Source organism: Pseudoalteromonas sp. SR43-5 (genome assembly GCF_014163835.1).
Taxonomy (GTDB): domain Bacteria; phylum Pseudomonadota; class Gammaproteobacteria; order Enterobacterales; family Alteromonadaceae; genus Pseudoalteromonas; species Pseudoalteromonas distincta.
The window spans coordinates 1-22,370 of sequence record NZ_JACJEA010000032.1; the positions used below are offsets into that span (position 1 = coordinate 1).

The following is a 22,370-nucleotide window of genomic DNA, read 5'->3' on the forward strand; positions in this document are numbered from 1 at the left end:
CAGCTATCAGCTATCAGCTATCAGCTATCAGCTATCAAACACATTCCTTGTACGAACCTGCTTATATTCCTTATTATCCGTATCAATACCTATATCAATCTGCCGATGCTCTGGTTAAGTGCTTGTGCATTGCGCTGTATCCCTTCTTTCGTAACTTTGAAACTTTTACCGTAGTTAACTTAACGCCAGGTTTAACCCCAATTCGCTTAATTAAGTAATCTATTTTGACGTAAGAAAAGCATGTCGATAATAAGGAATAATTCGTTATTCAGTTGTTTTCGGCAAATGATCCTGCATTGATCTATCTCCTGCATCTATGCAGTCGTATATCAGAGATTTTTAACACTGCTAGGCAGGCTCTAAGTATTATTGCTAATTGGTATAGTCATTAACTTTATAGTGTTGTACTTGTAGAGCTCTTGAGAGGGTTTAAGTTTTTACAGGAGTATAGAGGTGAATTAGGGGTATTTAATCAATACAGAGCTTTTAGGGTTGGTTAGATGTTAGAGCTGCCTGTTATACCAAGCTGTATAATTATTTAAACAATCTAACGAATTAAACTACTCCATCACGTTGTTAAAACTTTTTATTGTGCACAAAAAAGCCAGCACGTTATATGCTGGCTTTTGGTCTGTAAATGCTTAGCTTAGTTAAGCAGCATCAGCTTCTTTTTTAACGCTATTACGTGCGGCTTTTCCTGCAAGTAAGTCAGCAGGGTCGAAGTCATCAACGTTAATAACATCTAAACGAGATTGCTCAACAGCAGCTAGTTTATCAGCCTCTGCTTGGCTTAAAATGCCTGCTTCAAGTCCCATTTGCGCTACTTTATCAAGCTGGAAGAATGGCAGTTTAAGGCCTTTCTCTTTACATACTCTTTCAAATAATGGCTCAACGTCTAAGATGTCTTTAAGCGTTTGCTCTTGACGACCCACAAGGTTAAGCGGCTCATTTTTTAAGTATACGTAGCTTGCTAAACGGTTACGCGTTTCACTAGGTACTTGTAGTAGTTGCGCAAGTTTATGCTCAAGTTGGTCAGTTGGTTTACGAACCGGGCGACCAAACGGGAATAACAATACTTTTAACACGGCACGTAGTGGAGCCGAAGGCATGTTATTAATTAAATCAGCAAGTGCGCGTTGGCAATGATAAAGGTGATCTTGGCAACTCCATTTTACTAGAGCAAAATCTTCTTTTTTACGGCCTTCGTCGTTGTAACGCTTAAGCGTTGCAGACACTAAGTATAAGTAACTAAGTAAGTCACCTAAACGTGCTGAAATACGTTCTTTACGTTTTAGTGAGCCACCAAATACTGCCATGCTAATGTCTGACATAAGAGCAAGTGATGCACTAAAGCGTGACGCTATACGGTAAAACTCAGCGGTTTCGTCGTTGTACGGCACACTTGTAAAACGAGCGCCGGTAAGTGCAAGCCATTTAGTACGTACAAGGTTCGACATAGTAAAACCAATGTGACCCATTAGCGCTTTATCAAATACGTTAAGCGCTTCTTCACGGTCTTCAATTTCGCACGCACCTAGTTCGGTAAGTACAAATGGATGACAGCGAATTGCACCTTGACCATAAATAATCATATTACGGGTCAAGATGTTTGCACCTTCAACGGTAATGGCAATAGGTGCACCTTGGTAGCCACGACCTAAATAGTTATTTGGCCCAAGCATGATGCCCTTACCGCCAAGTACATCCATTGCATGAATAGTTGCATCACGCATTTGCTCTGTCAGGTGGTATTTAATAATGGCAGAAACTACCGATGGCTTTTCGCCTAAATCAACCGCACCCGTAGACATACTAACAGCAGCATCAGAGCTGTAAGCGTAACCAGCAAGTTTTGCTAGTGACTCTTCAACACCTTCCATTTTACCAATAGGTAAACGGAACTGACGACGAATGCGGCTATACGCACCCGTTGCAACGGCAATCATTTTAATGCCACCGGCAGAATTTGACGGCAATGTAATTGCACGACCAACCGATAAACACTCAACCAGCATACGCCAGCCTTGACCAGCCATATCTGGACCACCAATAATATAATCAAGTGGTACGAAAATATCTTTACCGCGAGTAGGACCATTTTGAAATGGTACGTTAAGCGGGAAATGTCGACGACCAATTTCAACTCCAGGAGTGTCCGTTGGAATAAGTGCACAGGTAATGCCTGGCTCTTTATTGTCGCCAATTAGCCCATCTGGATCTTGTAACTTAAACGCAAGACCAAGTACGGTAGCCACTGGGGCAAGTGTAATGTAACGCTTATTCCACGTTAAACTAACACCCACAACTTCCTCACCATTCCATTGCCCTTTACATACCACACCGTAGTCTGGAATTGAGCTTGCATCAGAACCCGCTTCTGGCGAAGTTAATGCAAAACATGGAATTTCTTGACCGCTCGCTAGGCGCGGTAAGTAATGATCTTTTTGCTCTTTTGTACCATAGTGTTGTAATAATTCACCTGGGCCTAAAGAGTTTGGTACACCAACAATTGACGAAAGTAATGTTGATTTACTTGTTAGTTTTTGAAGTACACAAGACTGTGCAAATGCAGAAAACTCTAAACCGCCGTATTCTTTTTTGATGATCATGGCAAAGAATTTATTATCTTTTAGATATTGCCATACATCTTGAGGAAGGTCGGTTAGTTCGTGCGTTGCTTCCCAATCGTCCAACATGCTACATACTACTTCAACAGGGCCATCAACAAAGGCTTGCTCTTCAATAGTAAGTTTAGGAACTGGGTATTGGTGAAGTTTTTTCCAATCTGGGTTACCGCAAAATAAGTCAGCTTCCCACCACGTCGTACCGGCATCAATAGCTGATTTTTCAGTATCAGACATGCTTGGCGTTACTTTTTTAAACGTAGCAAAAATAGGCTTGATGATATATTGCTGACGAAGGCCAGTAACAGAAAGAGGAACCGCGATGATCAAAAAGATCAACCAGCTAATTAAACCAAAAGCACCCGCAAAGGTACCAATTAATAAAGTTATAGCCGAAACACCAAGTGCTGTGTTCCAACTTGCTCTGTGGTAAACCGCAGCGCAAAGCAACGCGATTAGAACCAGTGTAAATATGAGTGTCATTTTTATTCCTTAATAGAGGTCAGACCACCTCACTTAGAGTAGCGCTAGTAACAGTAATTTTCAAGTACATAACGATGTTAAATTGTAGTAGAAAGTAACTTAAATACGATATTTAATTACCCGACAGAGGAACGCACAATAACTACCGTATAGTCAAAGCATTAACCGTAAGTAGTGTTAACGTAAAAATAAATAAATCTAATAGCAAAATGACATTTTTTAAGTAAGTATAGCCGTTATAGCGGGCTGCAATTTAGTGTACGCTTAATACACAAATATTCGCTATTTATTTTAATGTATGGTTTTTAAGGGTTATTTTATTAATGTGTGAATTACTTGGCATGTCAGCCAATGTGCCTACCGATATTTGTTTTAGTTTTTCAGGCCTTTTAGAGCGTGGTGGTAATACAGGTCCTCATAAAGATGGTTGGGGTATTACATTTTACGAAGGTAAAGGCTGTAGAACCTTTAAAGATCCTGAGCCGAGTTATCAATCTGAAATTGCAAAGCTCGTTAAAGCATACCCCATTAAAAGTGTCTCGGTTATTAGCCACATTCGCCAAGGTAATCGAGGTCGGGTATGTCTTGAAAATACTCATCCGTTTACTCGTGAGTTGTGGGGGCGTGAAATAACCTATGCTCATAACGGGCAGCTTTCAAATTATCATGATTTAAAACCTGAATATTATCGACCTGTGGGTAATACCGATAGCGAGTTGGCATTTTGCTGGTTGCTTGACAAAATTCGTGAAAAGTACCCGCAGCGACCAAGTAATATGGCGTCGGTTTTTAGATATGCGGCTAAGCTTTCGCATACGCTACGTGAAAAAGGCGTGTTTAATATGTTATTGACCGATGGGGTGTTTGTTTTAGCGTATTGCACTAATAACTTACACTACATAACGCGCCGTGCGCCATTTGGTAAAGCAACGTTGATTGATGCCGACATGGTGGTTGATTTTCAACAAGAGACCACACCAAACGATGTAGTAACAGTTATAGCTACAAGGCCTTTGACGAATGATGAGCGCTGGCAAAAAATGGAGCCTGGGGAATTTGCATTGTTTAAAATGGGTGAGCTAATTTAGCCCACCTATTTTAAATACTAACTTAACTTAACTTAACTTAACTTTGGTTTAATTAAATTTAGTTAGCTTCTTGAGGTTGTTGTGCTGTAGCAGGCGCAACAGCTGTAGGCGCAGTAACAGTAAATGAATTCATTTGAACTTCAAACTGCTCCATACCTTTTTCGCCTTTCCACATACGTACCAGCATGTAATCCATTTCTGGCGCGAACCATGCAATTGCTTGGCGTTTATCGTTATCGTATAAACGCTTCACTTTAATGGCTTCTACATTACCGATAGGTAAGGAGATCATCTCTTTTTCAACAACTTCAAAGTTGTAGTCGCGGCGGTTACCTTTTTTATCAATAAGGGGGAATGAAAAGCTTGTTTCGCCTTTTTTCAATCCTTCGCGCACTTGCACTTGGTACGAAATAGCATCCTGAAATTCATCAGTCCATTCGCATTTAAGTGGGTATTCACTAGCGCTGCTAGTCACTACTTTGTTTGTTGTATCAAAATCAATTTTGTAATCTTTATCTGGGCCTGTCCCTGTACGAATCATGTTGTAATGATGCGGGGTAACCTTGCCATCTTTGAAGGTAAACTTTGATGTTTCTTCACGAGAGTCAGAGAAAATCATCCACTCAATATTGCTGTGGTATGTAAGTTCATAAGTATCGTCGCCCGTTTTTTTGAGCTCACGAACAGCCTCACCATGATTTTTACCTTTGCGTAAAATATCGTAATTAGCTTGATACTGGGTCAATTCGCCTGCAATTAGGCTAGTTGGAAGTAAAGCGCCCGCACATAATAACAGGGCACTTATTTTTTTATTGTGGGTAGTGCGCGCCGTGTGCAGGAAGTTGTTTTTTGTCAAGAACTGCATAATCTGCTTCCATAGTAAGTCTGTGTTCACTGAACCACTTGACCACCAAAGGATAAATTATATGCTCTTGCTCATGCACGCGTTTTGCTAATGTTTCTGCTGTATCATCCTTGAGTACAGGTATTTGCGCCTGAAGAATAACGGGACCGCCGTCTAATTCTTCAGTAACAAAGTGAACACTTACGCCATGAACATCGTCTTTTGCATCAATTGCTCTTTGGTGGGTATTCAGCCCCTGATACTTAGGCAACAAAGATGGATGAATGTTCAACATTTTTCCAACATATTTTTGCACTAAGCCAGGAGTAAGAATACGCATAAACCCAGCTAATACAACTAGATTTGGCATAAAAGAGTCGATAACGTTCATTAATTGCGCATCGTACGCTTCGCGCGAGTCAAAATCTTTATGACTGAGCACTTTTGTAGCAATACCTGCTTGTTTTGCACGCTCTAGGCCATAAGCGTCTGCTTTATTACTAATAACAGCCGCTATATGCCCGTTTATCTCGCCACGTTCGCAGGCATCTATGATGGCTTGTAAATTAGAGCCACTACCTGAGATTAAAACTACCAGACGAGTCGGTGCCATTACTTAGCACCACCTACAATTTCAACTTGCTCTTCGCCAGCTGCTGCATCTTGAATTTCACCAAGGTGCCATGCATTTTCGCCCAAGTCTTTTAGCATTGTTAAGCTTTGCTCAAGTTTGTCAGCAGGGACTACTAAAACCATGCCTACACCACAGTTAAATGTACGGTACATTTCGTGTGTAGTAATGTTGCCGTTTTCTTGTAACCAATTAAAAATTGGTGGCCACTGCCAGCTATCACCTTTAACTACAGCTTTTGCTGAAGCGGGTAATACGCGTGGAATGTTTTCCCAAAAACCGCCGCCAGTAATATGCGAAAGCGCATGTACGTCAACGTTTTTGAATAACTCAAGTAAAGGTTTTACGTAAATACGCGTAGGCTCAAGTAGAGTTTCGCCTAATGTTTTACCTTCAAAGTCAGCGCTGGTATCAGCTTTTGACACTTCAAGTACTTTACGAATTAAAGAGAAGCCATTTGAATGAGGACCGCTTGAAGCAAGTGCAATAAGCTGATCGCCTGCTGCTACTTTTGTGCCATCAATAATTTTTGATTTTTCTACAACGCCTGTACAAAAGCCTGCCATGTCGTAGTCTTCACCATCATACATACCTGGCATTTCAGCTGTTTCGCCACCAATTAGGGCACAACCTGAAATTTCACAACCTTTGCCAATACCTGTCACTACGTCAGCTGCTGTGTCTACATCTAGTTTACCAGTTGCATAGTAATCTAGAAAAAACAGGGGTTCAGCACCTTGAACAATTAAGTCGTTTACACACATTGCAACTAAATCAATACCAACCGTATCGTGTTTTTTTAAGTCGATTGCTAAACGTAGTTTAGTACCAACACCATCTGTGCCTGCAACTAATACTGGTTGCTTGTAGCCTTCAGGAATTTCGCAAAGTGCGCCAAAACCACCAATTCCGCCCATTACTTCAGGACGACGAGTTTTTTTAACTACGCCTTTAATACGCTCAACAAGTGCATTACCAGCGTCGATATCTACGCCCGCGTCTTTATAGCTTAGAGACTGTTTTTGTTCGCTCACAGGTTTTCCTCAAAATAGTTGTTTTGGGTTGCTTAGAAACGCGCGTATTTTACAACAATTGCAAGGTCGCGGCTAGCGTAAATGTAATTTTGAAATAATTAACAAGGACACTTGTCCGCTGTTTGTTGTTTAAATAAACAAAAAAACGCCCGTAGGCGTTTTTTTAGTATTAAAGGCGTTAAATTAACAGCTATGCTTTTGCGGTTAATATGGCTCGAAGTGGAGCGGGGTAGCCTTCAATTGTTTTACTTGTATCGTTTGGATCTAAAAAGTCGATTAACGATTCGTTTTCCATCCAGTCGGTTTTACGTTGCTCTTCAAGCGTGGTAATAGCGCAATCTTTTATTTGCACATCTTTAAAGCCAACGCGTTCCATCCACAGCTTTAATGCTGCAGTACTTGGAATAAACCAAACGTTGCGCATTTTAGCGTAGCGGTCGGTTGGGACTAATACCGTGTTTTCGTCGCCTTCAATTACTAGGGTTTCAAGTACGAGTTCGCCGCCTGGGCGAAGCTGCGCTTTTAACTGCGCTAAAAAGTCGATAGGTGAGCGACGATGATAAAGTACACCCATAGAAAAAACCGTATCAAACGCTTTAAGCTCGGGTAATGCTTCTACGCCTAGTGGCAGTAAGTGTACGTTTTCATCTGGGTTGTAGTGTTTAATTGCCTGAAACTGACATAAAAATAAATCAGATGGATCAATACCCACGACAAACTCTGCGCCTTCACCGCGCATACGCCATAAATGATACCCTGAGCCACAACCAATATCTAAAACAGTGCGGCCTTTTAATGGCTCAATATGAGGAAGCAGGCGGTCCCACTTCCAATCACTGCGCCACTCTGTATCTATTTCAATACCGTGCACACTAAATGGGCCTTTGCGCCATGGCATCATGCGTTTTAATAAATGCATGGCTTGCTTTTGCTCGCCATCACTCATCTCTCCTGGCGCGCCAATTTCTACCTTTGTAGAAATATCAACATGGGAAGTTGCCACCTCAGGCAAGTTTTTAAGTACTTTTTGCCATTTAGGCAAATCACCATGGCTAGCCTCGTTTTGCCAATGTTTTAATTGAGCAGGGAGGGTTTCTAGCCAGTGACTAAGTGGGCTTTGTGCGATAGATGCGTAAAATTGGTTAAACCATTGAGACATGGATGACTCTCTTTATTTAATTGCTACCATTGAGCAAAAATTAAAACATTGATACCACACTTGAGTTTGGCTAAAACCAATATCTTGTAAGCGAGTAAAGTGAGCGCTTAGTGTATCTGGGCGCATAACGTTTTCGATGGCGGTACGTTTTTGGCTTATTTCAAGCTCTGAGTAGCCATTGTGACGTTTAAAGTCGTGGTGCAAATCAATTAATAGGTTATCGCATTGCTCGTTTTCGGCTTTAATTTTTTCGCTTAGCAGCAATACACCACCAGGCTTTAAATTAGCGTATATTTTTTCAAGCACGGCTTGGCGCTGCGCATGTGGAATAAATTGCAGTGTAAAGTTCATTGCTACTACTGAGGCGTTTTGAATCTCAAGCTCGTTAATATCGCCCAAAGTAACAGTAACCGGCACATCCGATTTAAAACCTTGTAAGTGCACCTTACAACGCTCAACCATAGCTTGAGAGTTATCTACCGCTATTATATGGCAGTTATCGGTGCGAATGTTACGGCGCATGCTAAGCGTGACTGCGCCCAGTGAGCAGCCTAAATCATAAAGATTTGAGTTACTTTGTGCGTATTCACCCGCAAGTTTACCCATAGTGCTTACAATGGTGGCGTAGCCAGGTACAGAGCGCTGGATCATATCTGGAAAAACTTCGACTACATTTTGGTCAAAGCTAAAATCTTTTACTTGTTGCTCAGAGGCATAAATACTGTCTTTTATGGTCACGAAGGCAGTCTCTTTGTAAATAATGGCGCTATTTTAACATTTTATACTGGATAGTCAGTGATAAATTCAGTAGCTTGACTAGAATTATGAATAATAAGTACAAAAGAGAAGATTAAATGAGCAAAAGTAAGGTCATCAGCACAGACGATATATTAGCAACCCTTTGTCATTCAGTGACAGGTGTACTCACATCAGCCAGCGGTAATGGTATTAGCTACTCAGCCATGGTGCAAAAAATAACACGTACATGTATGCGACCAGATATTGGTTGCTTTGTTTTATTTGACGGCGGTTTTACAGGGCTCGTAATTACCAACTTTACTTCGCAAGCGGCGATGGAAATTTATGGCGATTACATGCGCAATATGGGAATGCCAGAAGATGAAATAGCGCATAGCCATTTATCAGACGACGTATCAAACGTACTAGGCGAGTTGATGAATCAAATTGTTGGCGACTTTACGTCTAAAGTGCGTGAGCAATTACATACGTCTATTACGCAAAACCAGCCAAAAATGATGGCAATAAACAAGCAAGTGCAAATATCGGTAGATACCACGATGGATCGCCCGCAAGCCCGCCGCGTAACATTCACCACAAGTAAGCAAAATATCTTTTACTTGGAATTAGCGATGGATAAAACAGAGTTCATTAAATTACACGACTTTGATATTGCAGAAGCACTCGACCCAGATGACATAATTGAAAACGAAGCACGTAAAAAAGCGGACAAAGAAAAAGCATCTACCGCAGTAGAACAAGATGATGGCGATGATGATTTTATGGCAGGCCTAGGGCTTTAAGTCTATTTACGTAGGTTGGGTTGAGTGAAACGAAACCCAACGACTGCTCAGCTATTAATCTTTAGTTATGAGTGTTCAGGTTAGTGATTAAAATAAAAGCGCGATTTATATCGCGCTTTTGCGTCATGTTAGCTTTATTTGAATAAGTAAACCTACTCTTTAAATTTATAGCCCACACTATAAACCGCTGCTATTGGGTTTAGCCCTGCTTGAATGTCGTTAATCTTTTTTCGTATATTTTTAATATGTGTATCTATGTTGCGATCGGATATGTCGGTTGTGTCGCTGTATACGTTATTAATAATATCTTCGCGGGTAAAAACACGCCCTACGTGGCTTATAAATAATAAAAATATTTTAAACTCGATGGCGGTAAAGCCAATACTTTTGTCGTTTAGGCGTGCTTCGTAATCGTCTTTGTGTAATTGGAAATTATTATGATTAATGATGTTGGTTTTAGGCTGGCTGGTCCTTCTTAGTACGGCTTTTATGCGTGCTACAACTTCTTTGGGGCTGAAGGGTTTGCATATGTAGTCATCGGCGCCGATCTCTAAACCCTGCAAGCGGTCTATTTCCTCACTTTTTGCGGTAAGCATAATAATAGGCACACTTGAAAAGGCTCTAATTTGCTTACATAGCTCTATGCCATCAACATCTGGCAACATTAAATCAAGAAGTATTAAATCTACTGCGTTTTGTTTTACAAAACTAACTACACCTTTGCCACTATTAAAGTGCTCAGTTTCGTAATTTTGTTGCTTAGCGTAGGCAATAAGTACCTCGGCAATGTTTTCTTCGTCTTCAACGATAAGTATTTTTTGTGATGCCATTATTTTAACCTAAAAGTGTCAGCGTTATTTTTACCTCTAGCCCACCGAGTGGTGAGTTGTGCAACGATATTTGACCGCCATGTGCCTCTACTATTTGTTTGCAAAGTGCAAGTCCTAAGCCCGAGCCGCCGTGCTCTCGGCTTCTAGATTTTTCAACGCGATAAAAACGCTCAAACAATTTTTGTAAGTCGTTTGGTAAAACACTTGGGGCTGAATCTTGTAAAATAAGCTCAATGTTATTGGGTCTTTTGTGGGCAAGTATTATTACTTGCCCACCTTTATGCGTGTATCTGCAGGTATTTTCTAACAGGTTTGAAAATAATTGTATAAGGCGTTCTTTATCACCATTTATTATACATTTGCCGGCTTTGGTTAAGCTTTTGCTATCTACATTTAATTCATGCTCTTTAAAGCGAGCGGTGTAGTTTTCAATTGATTGCTCAAAAATAGTGATTAAATCAATGCGCGCATTGTTATAGGTTAAATTAACGCTATCTGTTTGTGCTAGTTGGGCTAGGTCGTCAACAATGTGGCTTAAGTTATCTACTTGGTTTATGAGTAAATTAATGCGCTTTGTGTCGGCTGTAAATACGCCATCTTGAACGGCTAGTAAATGCGAGCGTAGTACGGTAAGTGGGGTTCTTAATTCGTGGGATGTGTCTGACACCCATTGAAACCGCATTTGTTGGTTTTGCTCAAGCGTGTGGGCTAAGGCATTAAAGTTGTTGGATAGGGTACCTAGCTCATCTTTACTAGAGGGAATTATTCTGCTGGCAAAATTTCCTTTTGTTAACTCATCGGTGCCAGTCACTATTTGCTTTATTGGTTTTATTAAATGGCGAGATAACACAATAGCCATAATAAATGCGAGCACAATAACGAGTAACGTGATCATAAAATAGTTATGAAATTGCGCTGCTAAAAAGGCTTCTGCTGGGCTACTTTGTACAAGTTTTGAAGGGACTAAACCTATCCAGCCTATAACGTTATTGTTTAATAAAATAGGCTCTATATGTGGGTTGTCGTTTAAATTAGCTCTACCAACAACAACCTTTTTATTTTGATCATACAAACTTATACGTTGCCCTGTTTTAAGGGAACCTGCAGGTAAGTGTACCCACAATAAAGAGGGCGTTGCATTGCTGCTATTTGGTTTGGGTGGGGTGCTTGTGTGTTTATTCGTTTTAGGCTCGCCTGGCTTTTTTTGTGGCTCTACAATAGAGCGCCATAATTGCGTGTTTTGCGTAATGGGTTGCCAACTGCCTAATTCGCTATAAAGCTCAATAAGTTGATGCTTAACCATTGCGACATGCTTTGTTTCTTCTTGTTCAACAAAGTCGTTAAAACCTGACGAAAAGGTCATGTATATAAACACAAACATAAGTCCAACAAGGGCGATATTAGTGATAAAAAAAGCTAAAAAGAATTTATGTATTAATTTCACTGATTGGCAAATAGTAAAAATCATGACGTTAACGTACCAAGCAGTATTGCATATTGATTATGTGCCTACAATTAGCGTATTTAGGGAGTTGCTTACTAAAATCCTTTTTAAGTAAGCTTTTTAGGTATGTTGATATTTGGACTAGAACTTTATTTTTGCGGTATCGCCAGCACCCAGTAACTTATATTGTGGTTTTACAAAGCTTGCGTGAACTGCACCTAAACTTTTAGGGAACGATATGGCAAGCTCATCTACTGTTGTAAATGTGTGCTTCGCTTGAAAAACAATTTCTAGGTCGTGCGCTTCGTTGTTGTTGCTGGTGGTAAAAGTGACGCGTTCAAACACGATAGCTTGCTGATTTACACGTAAGCTCGTTTTTTGTTTAAGTGCATTTTTTGCAAACTCTTCTTGTTGCTCTGCACTTAAGTTTGTAGGCATAAGCTTATCAATATCGCCCATAAGCCATGCTTGCTCGCTTTGCAGCGCTGAAATTAAGTGCTCAGCATTAGTTAATACTTTAACCTCAACTTGCCCGTCTCTTAAAATTACTTGGGCTGTTGTGTTTTTTAATACATGGGCGCTCACTTGAGCGCTCATACTTGTTAAAATACACGCGAGCATTAGCCATTTTAATTTTTTTAAAAAATACATAATTACTACCTTTTATTGAGGTTGCTCAATAATTGCTTTACAAATAAGGGTGTTGTCGGTTTCTAAGTCTTCGCCCCATATTAATTTTGCATTTTCATCCCAGTTAATATCGTCGTAACCGTCTTTTGGTCCTACATCGGCAAAGTTGTGCTCTACTGCATTAGCCCAGTTTGCGTTATCAAAGTTACTTTGCAGCCAGTTAGTTGGTGCTTCTTTTGACATAAACGTACAAACGCCTTCGCCCGCGACAGGGTTTGATTCGCTTTCGCATAATTTGTTGAGCGGCGCTTTGTGCAGTATTTCGCATTTAAAGCTTTTATCGCTTACGGCAACTACTTTATTTGTATCGGTGTCGGTAAGTTGCATAATAAAACCGCCATCACCCATTTGCTGATTTTTAGCGCCGATGTATTCAAGCCCAGTGTCGTTTTGCTTAAAGTCTTTAATTATTAAATTAAGCTCAATAGGGTAGTTTGCAGAAAACGTAATACTTTCGGCATTAAATGAACGCTCTGTAGTTATAGGCACAGAATCTTCAACAAGTAACTGCTCGCCTATGTAGGCTGTAAACCAGTTATCAGCCCATGCTTCTAGCTTTAAGTTATGCTTACCCGTAATGGCAGGATTTGTATTTTGCTTAGTGACTGTTGGAGTAAGGTGATTTGGTTGCGGACCTCTACAAAATGTACCTGTTTGAACTTTGCCACCATTACTGATAGTTTTTTGTTTAAAGCTATAGCAGTCTTTTCCCTGTGATGCAGGGCTGTAGGTAGTAAAGTAGTTCTCGCCTTTGTATGAGTAGCTCATTGTACGGCTGCCGTTTTCAGAGATTGTGTGCGTTAGGTTTTCAACGCCTCCTTGTGGCGGGCGCAAGTCGGCTCTTATACCTTGAATATCGCCACTAAGTGGTGACACTCTTGGTAATTTTGCGGTATCTACTTCACCAACTAAGCACTGAATAATATACGGCGGCGTAGCTGATGTTTGGTAGCGATAGCCAAATGTGTCGTCGGTTTGTCCGTTACATACATCAAGGTCACCTTTGGCAATTGCACTGCCGTCTGGGTTTTTACTGCCATACAGCGGGTAACCATCGTAAGCCCAACCAATAATGGCATCGCTTGTTTGGTTTTTCATTGTGTCAATCATACACGTTGGCGATACATGATAATGGTAGTCATCACCTCGTCCTGCGTGTCCGCCACATATATCTAACTGTCCGAGTGCTAAAGTGTCGTGTTTTTCATCGTAGCTATTTACGTCCAACTCACCTTGCGAAGAATAGTCGTATATTGGTACGCCGTTAACGGCAACACCTACGGCTGCATCAATTGTTGTTATTGTTTTTGCTTTTTTAGGATTTAGCTTTATAGGTGCTACGTAGTCTTTTGCTGGAACGGGTATTTGCTCGTTAGTACCTGTAATACCAGTCATTACTTCATGATCAGGATAAGTAGATGAGACAATATAAGCATATTGTTCATCGCACGTAACAGATACGCTTTTATCAAACCCTGCATTACTCACTGATTGTTTAATAGCATCGCAACGAGGTGATTTTACGTTAGCGGTTAAATATGATTTATCAGGCTTTGGTTGCTCATTTGGTCTTGTATTAGATTTGTGCTCGGCGCTACTGGCGCTTCGCGAGTATTTAACCGTCATACTTGCAGTATCGAGCGTAATATCTTTTACAGCAGCGAGTAATGCTGAGCGATCTACCTTTGTCTCGCTATTAAAGGTAACCGGTGCAGATAACGCGTACACAGTATAAGTATAGCTTTTTTCACCTGGACCTTTAGAGCAAGGCGGCGCGTATTGGTTTAAATCGTTTACGCTATTAGAGCCTACTTCACCGAGGGTTTCGCCCGCTTTAATTTGTGTTTTATCGGCGGCAATATTGTACATGGTCCAATACCAATGCATTCCCTCTGGCGCTTTATGATCCATAATTAACGCATAATATTTGGTTGCCTTAGGTGCTCCACTCCAGTTAAGTGGGGGGCTAATGCTTTGCCCATCGCATGTATAAGTAATAGGCAAATTAACGCCATCACTTACTTTTGAGCTGGTTAGAGTAAAATCATTGAGGTTTGATTGTTCAAGTGATTGGCTGTTTTGCTCGTTGCAGGCACTTAAGGTTAAGCAGCACAGGGCACTGAGTAAAATGGCATGGGTATTTTTCATCATTTAAAAACTCCAAAGATTAAATTAACTTTTAAGAGTGTAGTTCTCAAATGTAGGGCAATTATGTAGTTTTAAACTTTTTTTATTAAGGGCTGGCGTTAAGTTGTGAGCTGCTTACGGGGATAAAAGACTGGGTATGGAAGGAAACATTAACTTAAGCATGGGCTTTATTTTCACTCAGTTAAATAACGCTAAAATCCTTATTTTAAATAAGGATTTTCACCCATTGCGACGACCACACAAAAAATTCTTAAATCTAACTCTAGCTGGTGATAACTCGGCTCCATATGGCAGCAAAGTTGATAAAAACCTTTGTTGTGGTCTTTTTCTTTAAAGTGGGCGAGCTCATGTACCACTAACGCTTTTAATAACGGCTCGGGAGCGCGGAGCAAGTCGCTGTTTATCGCTAAATCGTGTTTACGGGTTTTACCTTGCATTCGATACGTATGTGTACCGAGTGCGTTGGTGACCATGTCGCCTTGCTTTTTAAAAGCAGCGCGACCAAACGGTGGTGCATTTTTTAAATACTGTTTTTTAAGCTCGGTTGCGTAGTTATAAAGTAATTTATCGCTAGTAATGGTATGTGCTTGCGGATACTTTTTAAGTAAGTAGTCACATACCTTTTTGTTATTTATAAGGCTTAATACTTGCTCAACAATGTTAGCTGGGTAGCCGGTAAAGTAACGTGCGTATTCACTCATTATTATTTCTCTGTCGTTTTACTTTTAGAAAAGTGCTGGCTGGTGGGCTTCTTTTTCGCCAGTAAATGGGTTTAATGCTTTGTGATTATAACCAAGGTCTTTGCAAAACTGCCTTGTTAATAATGGCGCTTCTCGGTTATCTGCCGTATGAAAAAACACATAAGGGGTTTTTCCTTCATCAAGCCATTGTTTTACTTTACTTAGCCACGGTTTATAAAAGGGTTTATAGTCGTTTTGTAAATCGGCTATTACAAAGCGCGCCATAGGCTCTGAGCCAGTAGCTATTGCATGTACCGGTAAGTGGGGCTTTTTTTGCTGTGCATCTATTAGCGCTTCGGTTGTTGGTTTTACCGCAAATAGGGCGCGAGTATCCATCGATATACGATTTATGTTATTTGCCATTAATAATTGGTTAAGCGCAATTTCGGCTTCACCCTTTTGAAAAAACGCAGTATGACGTACCTCTACACCGTAATTAACCTCTTTTGGTAACAGGCTAATAAATTGGGCTAGCTTGGGTAAGTCACCAGGGCCAAATGCTTTAGGTAATTGCAGCATGATTTGCCCGGTTTTTTCTAAAATAGGGGAGAACAAGTTAAGCCAATCAGTGAGCTCGGTTTGAACATTAGTTAGGTGCAGCTCGTGGCTAAAGCGACGATTAAACTTAAACGTAAATTTAAAATCATCGGGTACGCTGTTTGCCCAGCGCAATACGGTACTTGGCGATGGGTCAGCGTAAAAGCTGGTATTGCCTTCAACTGAGTTAAAATGCTGGGCGTATTGGCTAAGCATATCGGCGTTTTTACATTGGCTTGAAAATAAATTGCCTTTCCATGCATTACTCGACCACTGCGGGCATCCAATATATAACATACAAACTAGCGCCTTATTATAAAGTGGCGATAGTGTAGCAAATAACAAAACGAGCTGCTGTAAATTCAGGGGCAAAAGCGGCACACGCCCTAGCATCTTAATGTTAGTTGAGTATAATGCAGGGCTTAATTTGATTATTTTTAGATTGCTAGCGGCTTTATTTGTATTGTGGTGACCTGTTTTTTAAATCACACGCCTTAAAACAAATAAATATAACCGTTTAAGCCTTTTATCTGACAGGAAAACTATGCGCTCTATATATTGCGGACAGCTAAATAAAACTCACGTAGATCAAGAAGTTGAACTATGTGGCTGGATCAACAAACGACGTGACCTTGGTGGACTTATCTTTGTCGATTTACGCGATAGAGAAGGTTTAGTACAAGTTGTATTCGACTCTGACATTGAAGAGTTAATGAGTTCAGCTAACACACTTCGCCAAGAATTTTGTGTTCAGCTAAAAGGTACTGTACGTGCACGCCCTGATAGCCAAGTAAATAAAGATATGGCAACAGGTGAAATTGAAGTTTTAGGTACTGAGCTTACAATTATTAACCGCTCTGAACCGCTTCCACTTGATTTTAACCAAGTAAACTCAGAAGAGCGTCGTTTAAAATACCGTTACTTAGACCTACGTCGTCTAGAAATGAGTGACCGTATTAAATTACGTGCTAAAGCAAGCAGCTTTGTTCGTCGCTTTTTAGATGAAAACGGCTTTTTAGACATCGAAACACCTGTACTTACTAAAGCAACGCCAGAAGGCGCACGCGATTACTTAGTGCCAAGCCGCGTTCATAAAGGTAGTTTTTACGCTTTACCACAGTCTCCACAGTTATTTAAGCAATTGTTGATGATGTCGGGTTTCGACCGTTACTACCAAATTGTTAAATGTTTCCGTGATGAAGATTTACGTGCCGATCGTCAACCAGAATTTACCCAAATAGATATAGAAACCTCGTTCATGAGCTCTGATCAAGTACGTGGTATGACTGAAAAAATGATCCGCGAGATGTGGCAAACATTGTTAAACGTTGATTTAGGCGATTTTCCAATCATGCCTTACAGCGAGGCAATGAGCCTTTACGGTTCTGATAAGCCTGATTTACGTAACCCAATGAAGTTAGTTGATGTTGCAGATTTAGTTAAAGACGTAGAGTTTAATGTTTTCTCAGGTCCAGCTAACGACGAAAAAGGTCGTGTTGCTGTATTAACTGTACCGGGTGGCGCTAAGCTTTCTCGTAAACAGCTTGACGATTACACTAAGTTTATTGGTATTTACGGCGCTAAAGGCATGGCGTGGATGAAAGTAAATGACCACACTGCAGGCGCTGAAGGTGTTCAATCACCAGTGGCTAAGTTTTTAAGCGAAGACGTAATCACAAAATTACTTGAGCGTACTAATGCACAGTCTGGCGATATTATTTTATTCGGTGCCGATAAGCGCAATACAGTAAATGAAGCAATGGGCGCACTGCGCGTTAAGATTGGTGTTGACTTAGAAATCACTAACCTTAATAGTTGGGCACCACTTTGGGTTGTAGACTTCCCAATGTTTGAAGAAGATGACGAAGGCACATTACATGCTGTGCATCATCCATTCACTGCACCAAAAGATATCACTGCAAGTGAGCTTGAAGCAAATCCAGCTGCGGCTATTTCAGATGCCTACGACATGGTATTAAACGGCTACGAAGTGGGTGGCGGTTCGGTACGTATTCATAATGCAGATATGCAAGAAACTGCATTTAGAATTTTAGGTATTAACGAGCAAGAGCAACAAGACAAGTTTGGCTTTTTACTTGATGCACTTAAATACGGTACACCACCACATGCTGGTTTAGCATTTGGTCTTGACCGTTTAGCAATGCTTTTATGTGGTACCGATAACATTCGTGACGTTATTGCTTTCCCTAAAACAACACAAGCGTCGTGTTTATTAACTAACGCGCCTAGTAAGCCTAATATGGATTCGTTAGCTGAGCTTGCAATTAGTGTTGTTGAAAAATCGATACCTAGCGAAGAGTAATTTTTGTTTAGCTTATTGAGCTAAATTTAAAAACCCTTAAGTTATATGCTTAAGGGTTTTTTTGTGGTTAAATTTACAGCAACATGTATTTTAATCGAATAGACGAAAAAGGAATTATTATGTCGATCAATGCCACCTTACTTGGTGAATTTTTAGTTTTTTTTATTGTGCTGAGTATTCCTATTTTTGCTGTAATTAGCTACAAAATAGGTAAGCGTAAAAGTACTATGCCGGGGGTTTTAGCTTTTGTGGGTGGCTGTTTAGCGCTATTTCCACTATTTGCTTTGATTTTTATTGCAGTGCTTGCGCTTAAAAAAGATTTACCTAAAAATAGCGTCTATGCCCATTAAAAACTAGGTTAATAGTGTCAATTTCAAATAATAATCACTACTTCGACGAGCAATTTAATGCTTTAAAGCGCGAAGAGCAACTAACTGAAAATTCTGAGTTTGAAGAGTGCACATTTACCGATTGCGACTTTTCAGGCGGGCAGTTTAAAAATTGCCGATTTATACAGTGCAACTTTAAAAACTGTAATTTATCGTCACTTAAATGGAACTACAGCTCGCTTGAAGATGTAAGTTTTAGCCACTGTAAATTAAATAGTCTGCAATGGACTGACGTAGATTGGCCAGCGCTTAGTTTTAACGCACCGGTGAGTTTTAATTATTGCGAGCTCAGTAATAGTTCTTTTTTTGAATTAACCCTCAAAGCTCTCAAACTAACACACTGCTTTGCCAAAAATGTTGATTTTAGACATGCTGATTTAAGCGGTAGTGAATTTACAGGAACAGATTTTCGCGATAGTGAGTTTTTTCAAACTAACTTAACAAAATGTGATTTTGTAGGTGCGACAGCGTTTAATATAGATTTGAATAATAATATTTTAGCGAATGCTAAGTTTGATCGCTTCGAAGCACTTAATTTGCTTACCAGCCTTAATATAGAGCTTTGTGATTAATTTAGTTTAATATGATTACTAACTAGAAGCGACAGCTTAGCTGGGCTTCTAGATACTGCGTGACTTCGTAATTAACGGCTAGGGCCATTTTTATTACGTGCACTGGCAAGCTGTCTTGCGATTTCTAATAACGCTGGTGAAATATCTTCAGCGCCATCTTTAATTAGTTTTGTAACGTCTCCTGATGAAAACAAACCGTCACGTGGTGATTTAATACCTAACTCACGAACAAAATCCTTCGTTTTACCTGTGCTGCCTGTTTCAATAAACTTAAAAATAATACGTTCATTGTTGTTTTTAGCAGGGGTTTTTAGTGTTTCGATTTCGTCATGTATTGCCGTTAGTTTGTCTTCTAAAATTTCTATGCGTTCTTGAATGCTATTGTATGATTTCATTTATTGGATCTTTTACTAAATATATTTAAACAATGGCGGCTATTATCGCATAGTTTGACAATAGAGAATGCAAACCTATAAAGTAAAAATTATTTTTAATTAAAAACAATAATTTATATGAGTTTAAATATGCAAAAAACACTTAAAAAGCTTTTTATGTTAAGCGCACTAGCTCTAAGTGCATCAGTTATAAGCACATCAGCAATAAGCGCAACAAGCTATGCAAACGACGACGTTATAACCGATGAAAGCCGCAATCGCACTATTCCTATCAATATCACACTACCAAGTAACAATGCTAAGTGCACTGAACAAGTAAAATGCCCTGTAGCGTTCATTAACGCAGGTTATGGGATTAGCCATAACGGGTATACGTTTGCCAGTAATGCGTTTAATCAGCGTGGATATTTAACAATAGCCGTTGCACATGAGCTAAAAAGTGACCCTTACTTAAACCGTGAGCAGCCTTACTTAACAACTCGCATGGAAAACTGGCACCGTGGCGTAGTAACGCTTAAGTTTTTAGTTAATGAGCTATCGAGTAAATACCCAGCGTACGACTTTACAAAGCTCGCCTTATTTGGGCACTCAAACGGCGGGGATATTTCGGCGTTATACGGCTCTATTTACCCTAATGAAGTAAGCCAAATTATTACTCTCGATCATCGCCGCATGTTGATTCCACGCAATAAAAACATTCGCGTACTTACGCTTCGTGGTAGTGATTACCCAGCTGATGCGAATGTGCTGTTAAACGATTCAGAGCTGGATAAGTTTCCTGTTACACAAACACTAATAGAAAAATCGCGTCATAACGATATGTACGATGGCGGGCCAAAATGGCTGGTGGATAGAATGAGTAAAGAAGTAGAGGGATTTTTAGATAGTAATAAGCTTTAGGAACGAGTAACAATGGAATTATATGAGCAAGTAGGTCGTAAATTTGTAGCTGGCATTTATACTTGTGATCTCAAAGGTTCAATTTGGACAGAAGCTTTTAAATTTATATTAAGATCATATGACGAGTTACATATTCAAAAAGATAAAATTCATCTTATTTGGACTGAGAACGGAGGGCAATTAAGGCGTAAGCTTTCAAATGATAAACTCTTACTCAGTGTCTTAAAGTTGACTCTTCCAAAATACACCGGGAAAGCATTGGTACTATATCGTGGTGAGTGCCAATTTTTATATGATCAAAATAAGATTGGTTTCTGTTGGACTCCTTTGCAAAGTGTTGCAGAGATGTTTGGTAGTGGTCTAAACGCAATTGAATCAGGAGGTGTTCTCTTAAAAGCTTATGCCCCAGAGTCCGCAATTCTCTCATCACCGAATAAGCACAGTACTGAGCAGATGGAAGAATTTGAGTATACGTGTGATCCTACAGCTTTGGTTAATATTGAAGCTATACAATTTTTTAATAAATTTTAATCAATCTTATATTTAAAAGCATAGCGCAGTGTTAGCTGCGCTATATTACTTTTATGGTAGGTACTCTACCAATTCACTTACAATAACAGGATTGTTATGTAGTGTTTTATGCACAGGACATTTGTCGGCTATTTCGAGTAAACGCTGGCGCTGCTCTTGTGTTAAATCACCGATTAAAGTGATTTTACGGGTAATGGCTTCTAGGTTACCGGTTTGCTCGCAATCGTCGCAATCTTGGTTGTAATCTCGAGTGTGATCAAGTTCTACTTTGACATGCTCTAGCGCTAAGTTTTTACGTGTAGCGTACATGCGCAGTGTCATTGTCGTACAGGCACCAAGCCCCGCTAATAAGTGATGATACGGATCGGGGCCTAAGTTTTTACCGCCTACCTTTATTGGCTCATCGGCAAGCCAAGTATGATCTTTGGTGCTTACGTGCTGAGTAAATACATGATCTTTTTCTTCAACAAGTACATTGCCACCCGTTAGGCTTGCGGCGTATTTTGTTTTGTCATATTTAACGTAGCGATTAGCCCACGTTGCAATAATTTCTGCAGCGTAGTCGGCATCGTTTTTATTAGTAAGTAAGTGATCGGCGTTATCTAGGCTAATAAAACTTTTAGGATGCTTAGCTGATGCGTAAATTTTTTCGGCTTCGCTAATATTTACAGTTGCATCAATAGGGGAGTGCATTACTAATAATGCGCGCTTAAGCTTACTAATGTGGCTTTTATCGTACTTGGCTATATCGTCAATAAATTGCTTTTTAATGGTAAATTCACGACCAGCTAAGTTTACTTTAGCTTCACCTGCTGCGTTAATTTCATCAAGATGTGCTTCAAAGTTATGCGCTACGTGCTGCGCATCTGACGGTGCACCAATAGTTGTAATGGCCGATACTTCAGGAATGTGCTCAGCAGCAGCCAGTACCGCAGCGCCGCCTAAACTGTGGCCAATGAGTAATTGCGGCGCTGCAAAGTGCTCACGCAGATGATCAGCCGCTGAAACTAAATCTTGAATGTTCGATGAAAAGTTACTGTTAGCAAAGTCGCCATCGCTATTGCCTAAACCGGTAAAGTCGAAACGCAGTACAGCTATGCCTTGTTGCGTAAGTGCACGGCTTATACGTGTAGCTGCTGCTATGTCTTTTCCGCATGTGAAGCAGTGTGCAAATAGCGCGTAAAACTTAACGTCACCAGAGGGAAGTTCAAGTTGGCCGGCAAGTTCTAAATCGCCGCTTTTAAAAGATACTTTTTGTCGCATGGGGAGCCTTATTTACACAAATAAAATATATTCTAATAATAAACCAGAGATAGTTACTAAACCTTGCAAATTCAACGTTTTTTTATTAGTTGATCTTGATCAAACAAAGTGACAGTGACTATGCCTTGCGGACATATGTCCTTATGTTTTTGAGGTCATTTGTCTATCCTCGCATAGCGCTATAATGAAGGCTTTGCTACTTTA

Annotated in this window: 22 protein-coding genes; 8 read left to right on the forward strand and 14 right to left on the reverse strand. The window is 40.1% G+C overall.

Annotated features, from left to right (window positions below):
* Positions 1 to 218, forward strand: a 218-nt coding sequence (locus H5090_RS20685) for a hypothetical protein (RefSeq protein WP_220490802.1), incomplete at its 5' end; no start/stop codon positions are given.
* Positions 219 to 650: 432 nt separating this feature from the next.
* Here the strand turns inward: H5090_RS20685 and fadE are convergent.
* Positions 651 to 3,107 carry an acyl-CoA dehydrogenase FadE gene (gene fadE / locus H5090_RS16560; protein ID WP_182696244.1) on the reverse strand — a complete coding sequence of 819 codons (2,457 nt, stop codon included), beginning with the start codon at positions 3,105 to 3,107 and terminating at the stop codon, positions 651 to 653.
* A gap of 323 nt (positions 3,108 to 3,430) precedes the next feature.
* On the opposite strand from fadE, the gene H5090_RS16565 reads away from it, so the two are divergent.
* Positions 3,431 to 4,195: a class II glutamine amidotransferase gene (locus tag H5090_RS16565; RefSeq protein WP_165724201.1), complete on the forward strand. Its 765-nt coding sequence runs from the start codon at positions 3,431 to 3,433 to the stop codon at positions 4,193 to 4,195.
* A 58-nt stretch (positions 4,196 to 4,253) separates the two neighbouring features.
* Here the strand turns inward: H5090_RS16565 and H5090_RS16570 are convergent, their stop codons facing one another.
* The 5 genes from H5090_RS16570 to cmoA all read right to left on the reverse strand — a co-directional run bounded on the left by H5090_RS16570 (position 4,254) and on the right by cmoA (position 8,601).
* Positions 4,254 to 5,051 (reverse strand): DUF3108 domain-containing protein, encoded by a 798-nt coding sequence (locus tag H5090_RS16570; protein WP_404936237.1) that lies wholly within the window; start codon positions 5,049 to 5,051, stop codon positions 4,254 to 4,256.
* Entirely contained in the window at positions 5,005 to 5,652 is a 648-nt protein-coding gene (purN, locus tag H5090_RS16575) for a phosphoribosylglycinamide formyltransferase (RefSeq protein WP_002959994.1), read from the reverse strand. The genes H5090_RS16570 and purN overlap by 47 nt, the downstream gene beginning before the upstream one ends.
* Entirely contained in the window at positions 5,652 to 6,704 is a 1,053-nt protein-coding gene (purM, locus tag H5090_RS16580) for a phosphoribosylformylglycinamidine cyclo-ligase (RefSeq protein ID WP_002959993.1), read from the reverse strand. Before purM ends, purN begins: the two co-directional genes overlap by 1 nt.
* Positions 6,705 to 6,894: 190 nt before the next feature.
* Positions 6,895 to 7,863, reverse strand: a complete 969-nt coding sequence (cmoB, locus tag H5090_RS16585; RefSeq protein WP_138488804.1) for a tRNA 5-methoxyuridine(34)/uridine 5-oxyacetic acid(34) synthase CmoB — start codon at positions 7,861 to 7,863, stop codon at positions 6,895 to 6,897.
* Between the two features lie 12 nt (positions 7,864 to 7,875).
* Positions 7,876 to 8,601: a carboxy-S-adenosyl-L-methionine synthase CmoA gene (gene cmoA / locus H5090_RS16590; protein ID WP_007378000.1), complete on the reverse strand. Its 726-nt coding sequence runs from the start codon at positions 8,599 to 8,601 to the stop codon at positions 7,876 to 7,878.
* Between the two features lie 116 nt (positions 8,602 to 8,717).
* Between cmoA and H5090_RS16595 the strand changes: the two genes are divergently transcribed.
* Positions 8,718 to 9,404: a DUF3334 family protein gene (locus H5090_RS16595; protein WP_182696245.1), complete on the forward strand. Its 687-nt coding sequence runs from the start codon at positions 8,718 to 8,720 to the stop codon at positions 9,402 to 9,404.
* A 152-nt stretch (positions 9,405 to 9,556) separates the two neighbouring features.
* Here H5090_RS16595 and H5090_RS16600 read toward each other — a convergent pair whose 3' ends face one another.
* The 6 genes from H5090_RS16600 to H5090_RS16625 form a co-directional block, all read right to left on the reverse strand.
* Positions 9,557 to 10,234 (reverse strand): response regulator, encoded by a 678-nt coding sequence (locus H5090_RS16600; protein ID WP_182696246.1) that lies wholly within the window; start codon positions 10,232 to 10,234, stop codon positions 9,557 to 9,559.
* Between the two features lie 4 nt (positions 10,235 to 10,238).
* Positions 10,239 to 11,597 carry an ATP-binding protein gene (locus H5090_RS16605; RefSeq protein ID WP_259395119.1) on the reverse strand — a complete coding sequence of 453 codons (1,359 nt, stop codon included), beginning with the start codon at positions 11,595 to 11,597 and terminating at the stop codon, positions 10,239 to 10,241.
* Positions 11,598 to 11,819: 222 nt separating this feature from the next.
* Positions 11,820 to 12,329: a hypothetical protein gene (locus H5090_RS16610; RefSeq protein WP_182696247.1), complete on the reverse strand. Its 510-nt coding sequence runs from the start codon at positions 12,327 to 12,329 to the stop codon at positions 11,820 to 11,822.
* Positions 12,330 to 12,341: 12 nt separating this feature from the next.
* Positions 12,342 to 14,519, reverse strand: a complete 2,178-nt coding sequence (locus tag H5090_RS16615) for a YHYH protein (protein ID WP_182696248.1) — start codon at positions 14,517 to 14,519, stop codon at positions 12,342 to 12,344.
* A gap of 197 nt (positions 14,520 to 14,716) precedes the next feature.
* Positions 14,717 to 15,217, reverse strand: coding sequence for a M48 family metallopeptidase (locus tag H5090_RS16620; RefSeq protein ID WP_165722927.1), 501 nt, complete (start codon positions 15,215 to 15,217; stop codon positions 14,717 to 14,719).
* Between the two features lie 24 nt (positions 15,218 to 15,241).
* Positions 15,242 to 16,090 carry a DUF72 domain-containing protein gene (locus tag H5090_RS16625; protein ID WP_182696249.1) on the reverse strand — a complete coding sequence of 283 codons (849 nt, stop codon included), beginning with the start codon at positions 16,088 to 16,090 and terminating at the stop codon, positions 15,242 to 15,244.
* Between the two features lie 247 nt (positions 16,091 to 16,337).
* Here H5090_RS16625 and aspS point away from each other — a divergent pair, with 247 nt between their 5' ends.
* The 3 genes from aspS to H5090_RS16640 all read left to right on the forward strand — a co-directional run bounded on the left by aspS (position 16,338) and on the right by H5090_RS16640 (position 19,077).
* The gene (gene aspS, locus H5090_RS16630) at positions 16,338 to 18,116 is read left to right on the forward strand and encodes an aspartate--tRNA ligase (RefSeq protein WP_165724192.1); all 1,779 of its coding nucleotides are present in this window, start codon (positions 16,338 to 16,340) and stop codon (positions 18,114 to 18,116) included.
* Between the two features lie 119 nt (positions 18,117 to 18,235).
* A complete protein-coding gene (locus tag H5090_RS16635; RefSeq protein ID WP_033028287.1) occupies positions 18,236 to 18,466 on the forward strand; it encodes a hypothetical protein in 231 nt (76 codons plus the stop codon).
* 14 nt (positions 18,467 to 18,480) lie between these two features.
* Positions 18,481 to 19,077, forward strand: coding sequence for a pentapeptide repeat-containing protein (locus H5090_RS16640; protein ID WP_182696250.1), 597 nt, complete (start codon positions 18,481 to 18,483; stop codon positions 19,075 to 19,077).
* A 71-nt stretch (positions 19,078 to 19,148) separates the two neighbouring features.
* On the opposite strand, the gene H5090_RS16645 is transcribed toward H5090_RS16640, so the two are convergent.
* Entirely contained in the window at positions 19,149 to 19,472 is a 324-nt protein-coding gene (locus tag H5090_RS16645) for a hypothetical protein (RefSeq protein ID WP_002959968.1), read from the reverse strand.
* Positions 19,473 to 19,601: 129 nt separating this feature from the next.
* Between H5090_RS16645 and H5090_RS16650 the strand changes: the two genes are divergently transcribed.
* Positions 19,602 to 20,372: an alpha/beta hydrolase gene (locus tag H5090_RS16650; RefSeq protein WP_182696251.1), complete on the forward strand. Its 771-nt coding sequence runs from the start codon at positions 19,602 to 19,604 to the stop codon at positions 20,370 to 20,372.
* A gap of 12 nt (positions 20,373 to 20,384) precedes the next feature.
* Positions 20,385 to 20,903, forward strand: coding sequence for a hypothetical protein (locus tag H5090_RS16655; RefSeq protein ID WP_182696252.1), 519 nt, complete (start codon positions 20,385 to 20,387; stop codon positions 20,901 to 20,903).
* A gap of 51 nt (positions 20,904 to 20,954) precedes the next feature.
* Here H5090_RS16655 and H5090_RS16660 read toward each other — a convergent pair whose 3' ends face one another.
* Positions 20,955 to 22,166: a bifunctional alpha/beta hydrolase/OsmC family protein gene (locus tag H5090_RS16660; RefSeq protein WP_182696253.1), complete on the reverse strand. Its 1,212-nt coding sequence runs from the start codon at positions 22,164 to 22,166 to the stop codon at positions 20,955 to 20,957.
* Positions 22,167 to 22,370: the final 204 nt, after the last annotated feature.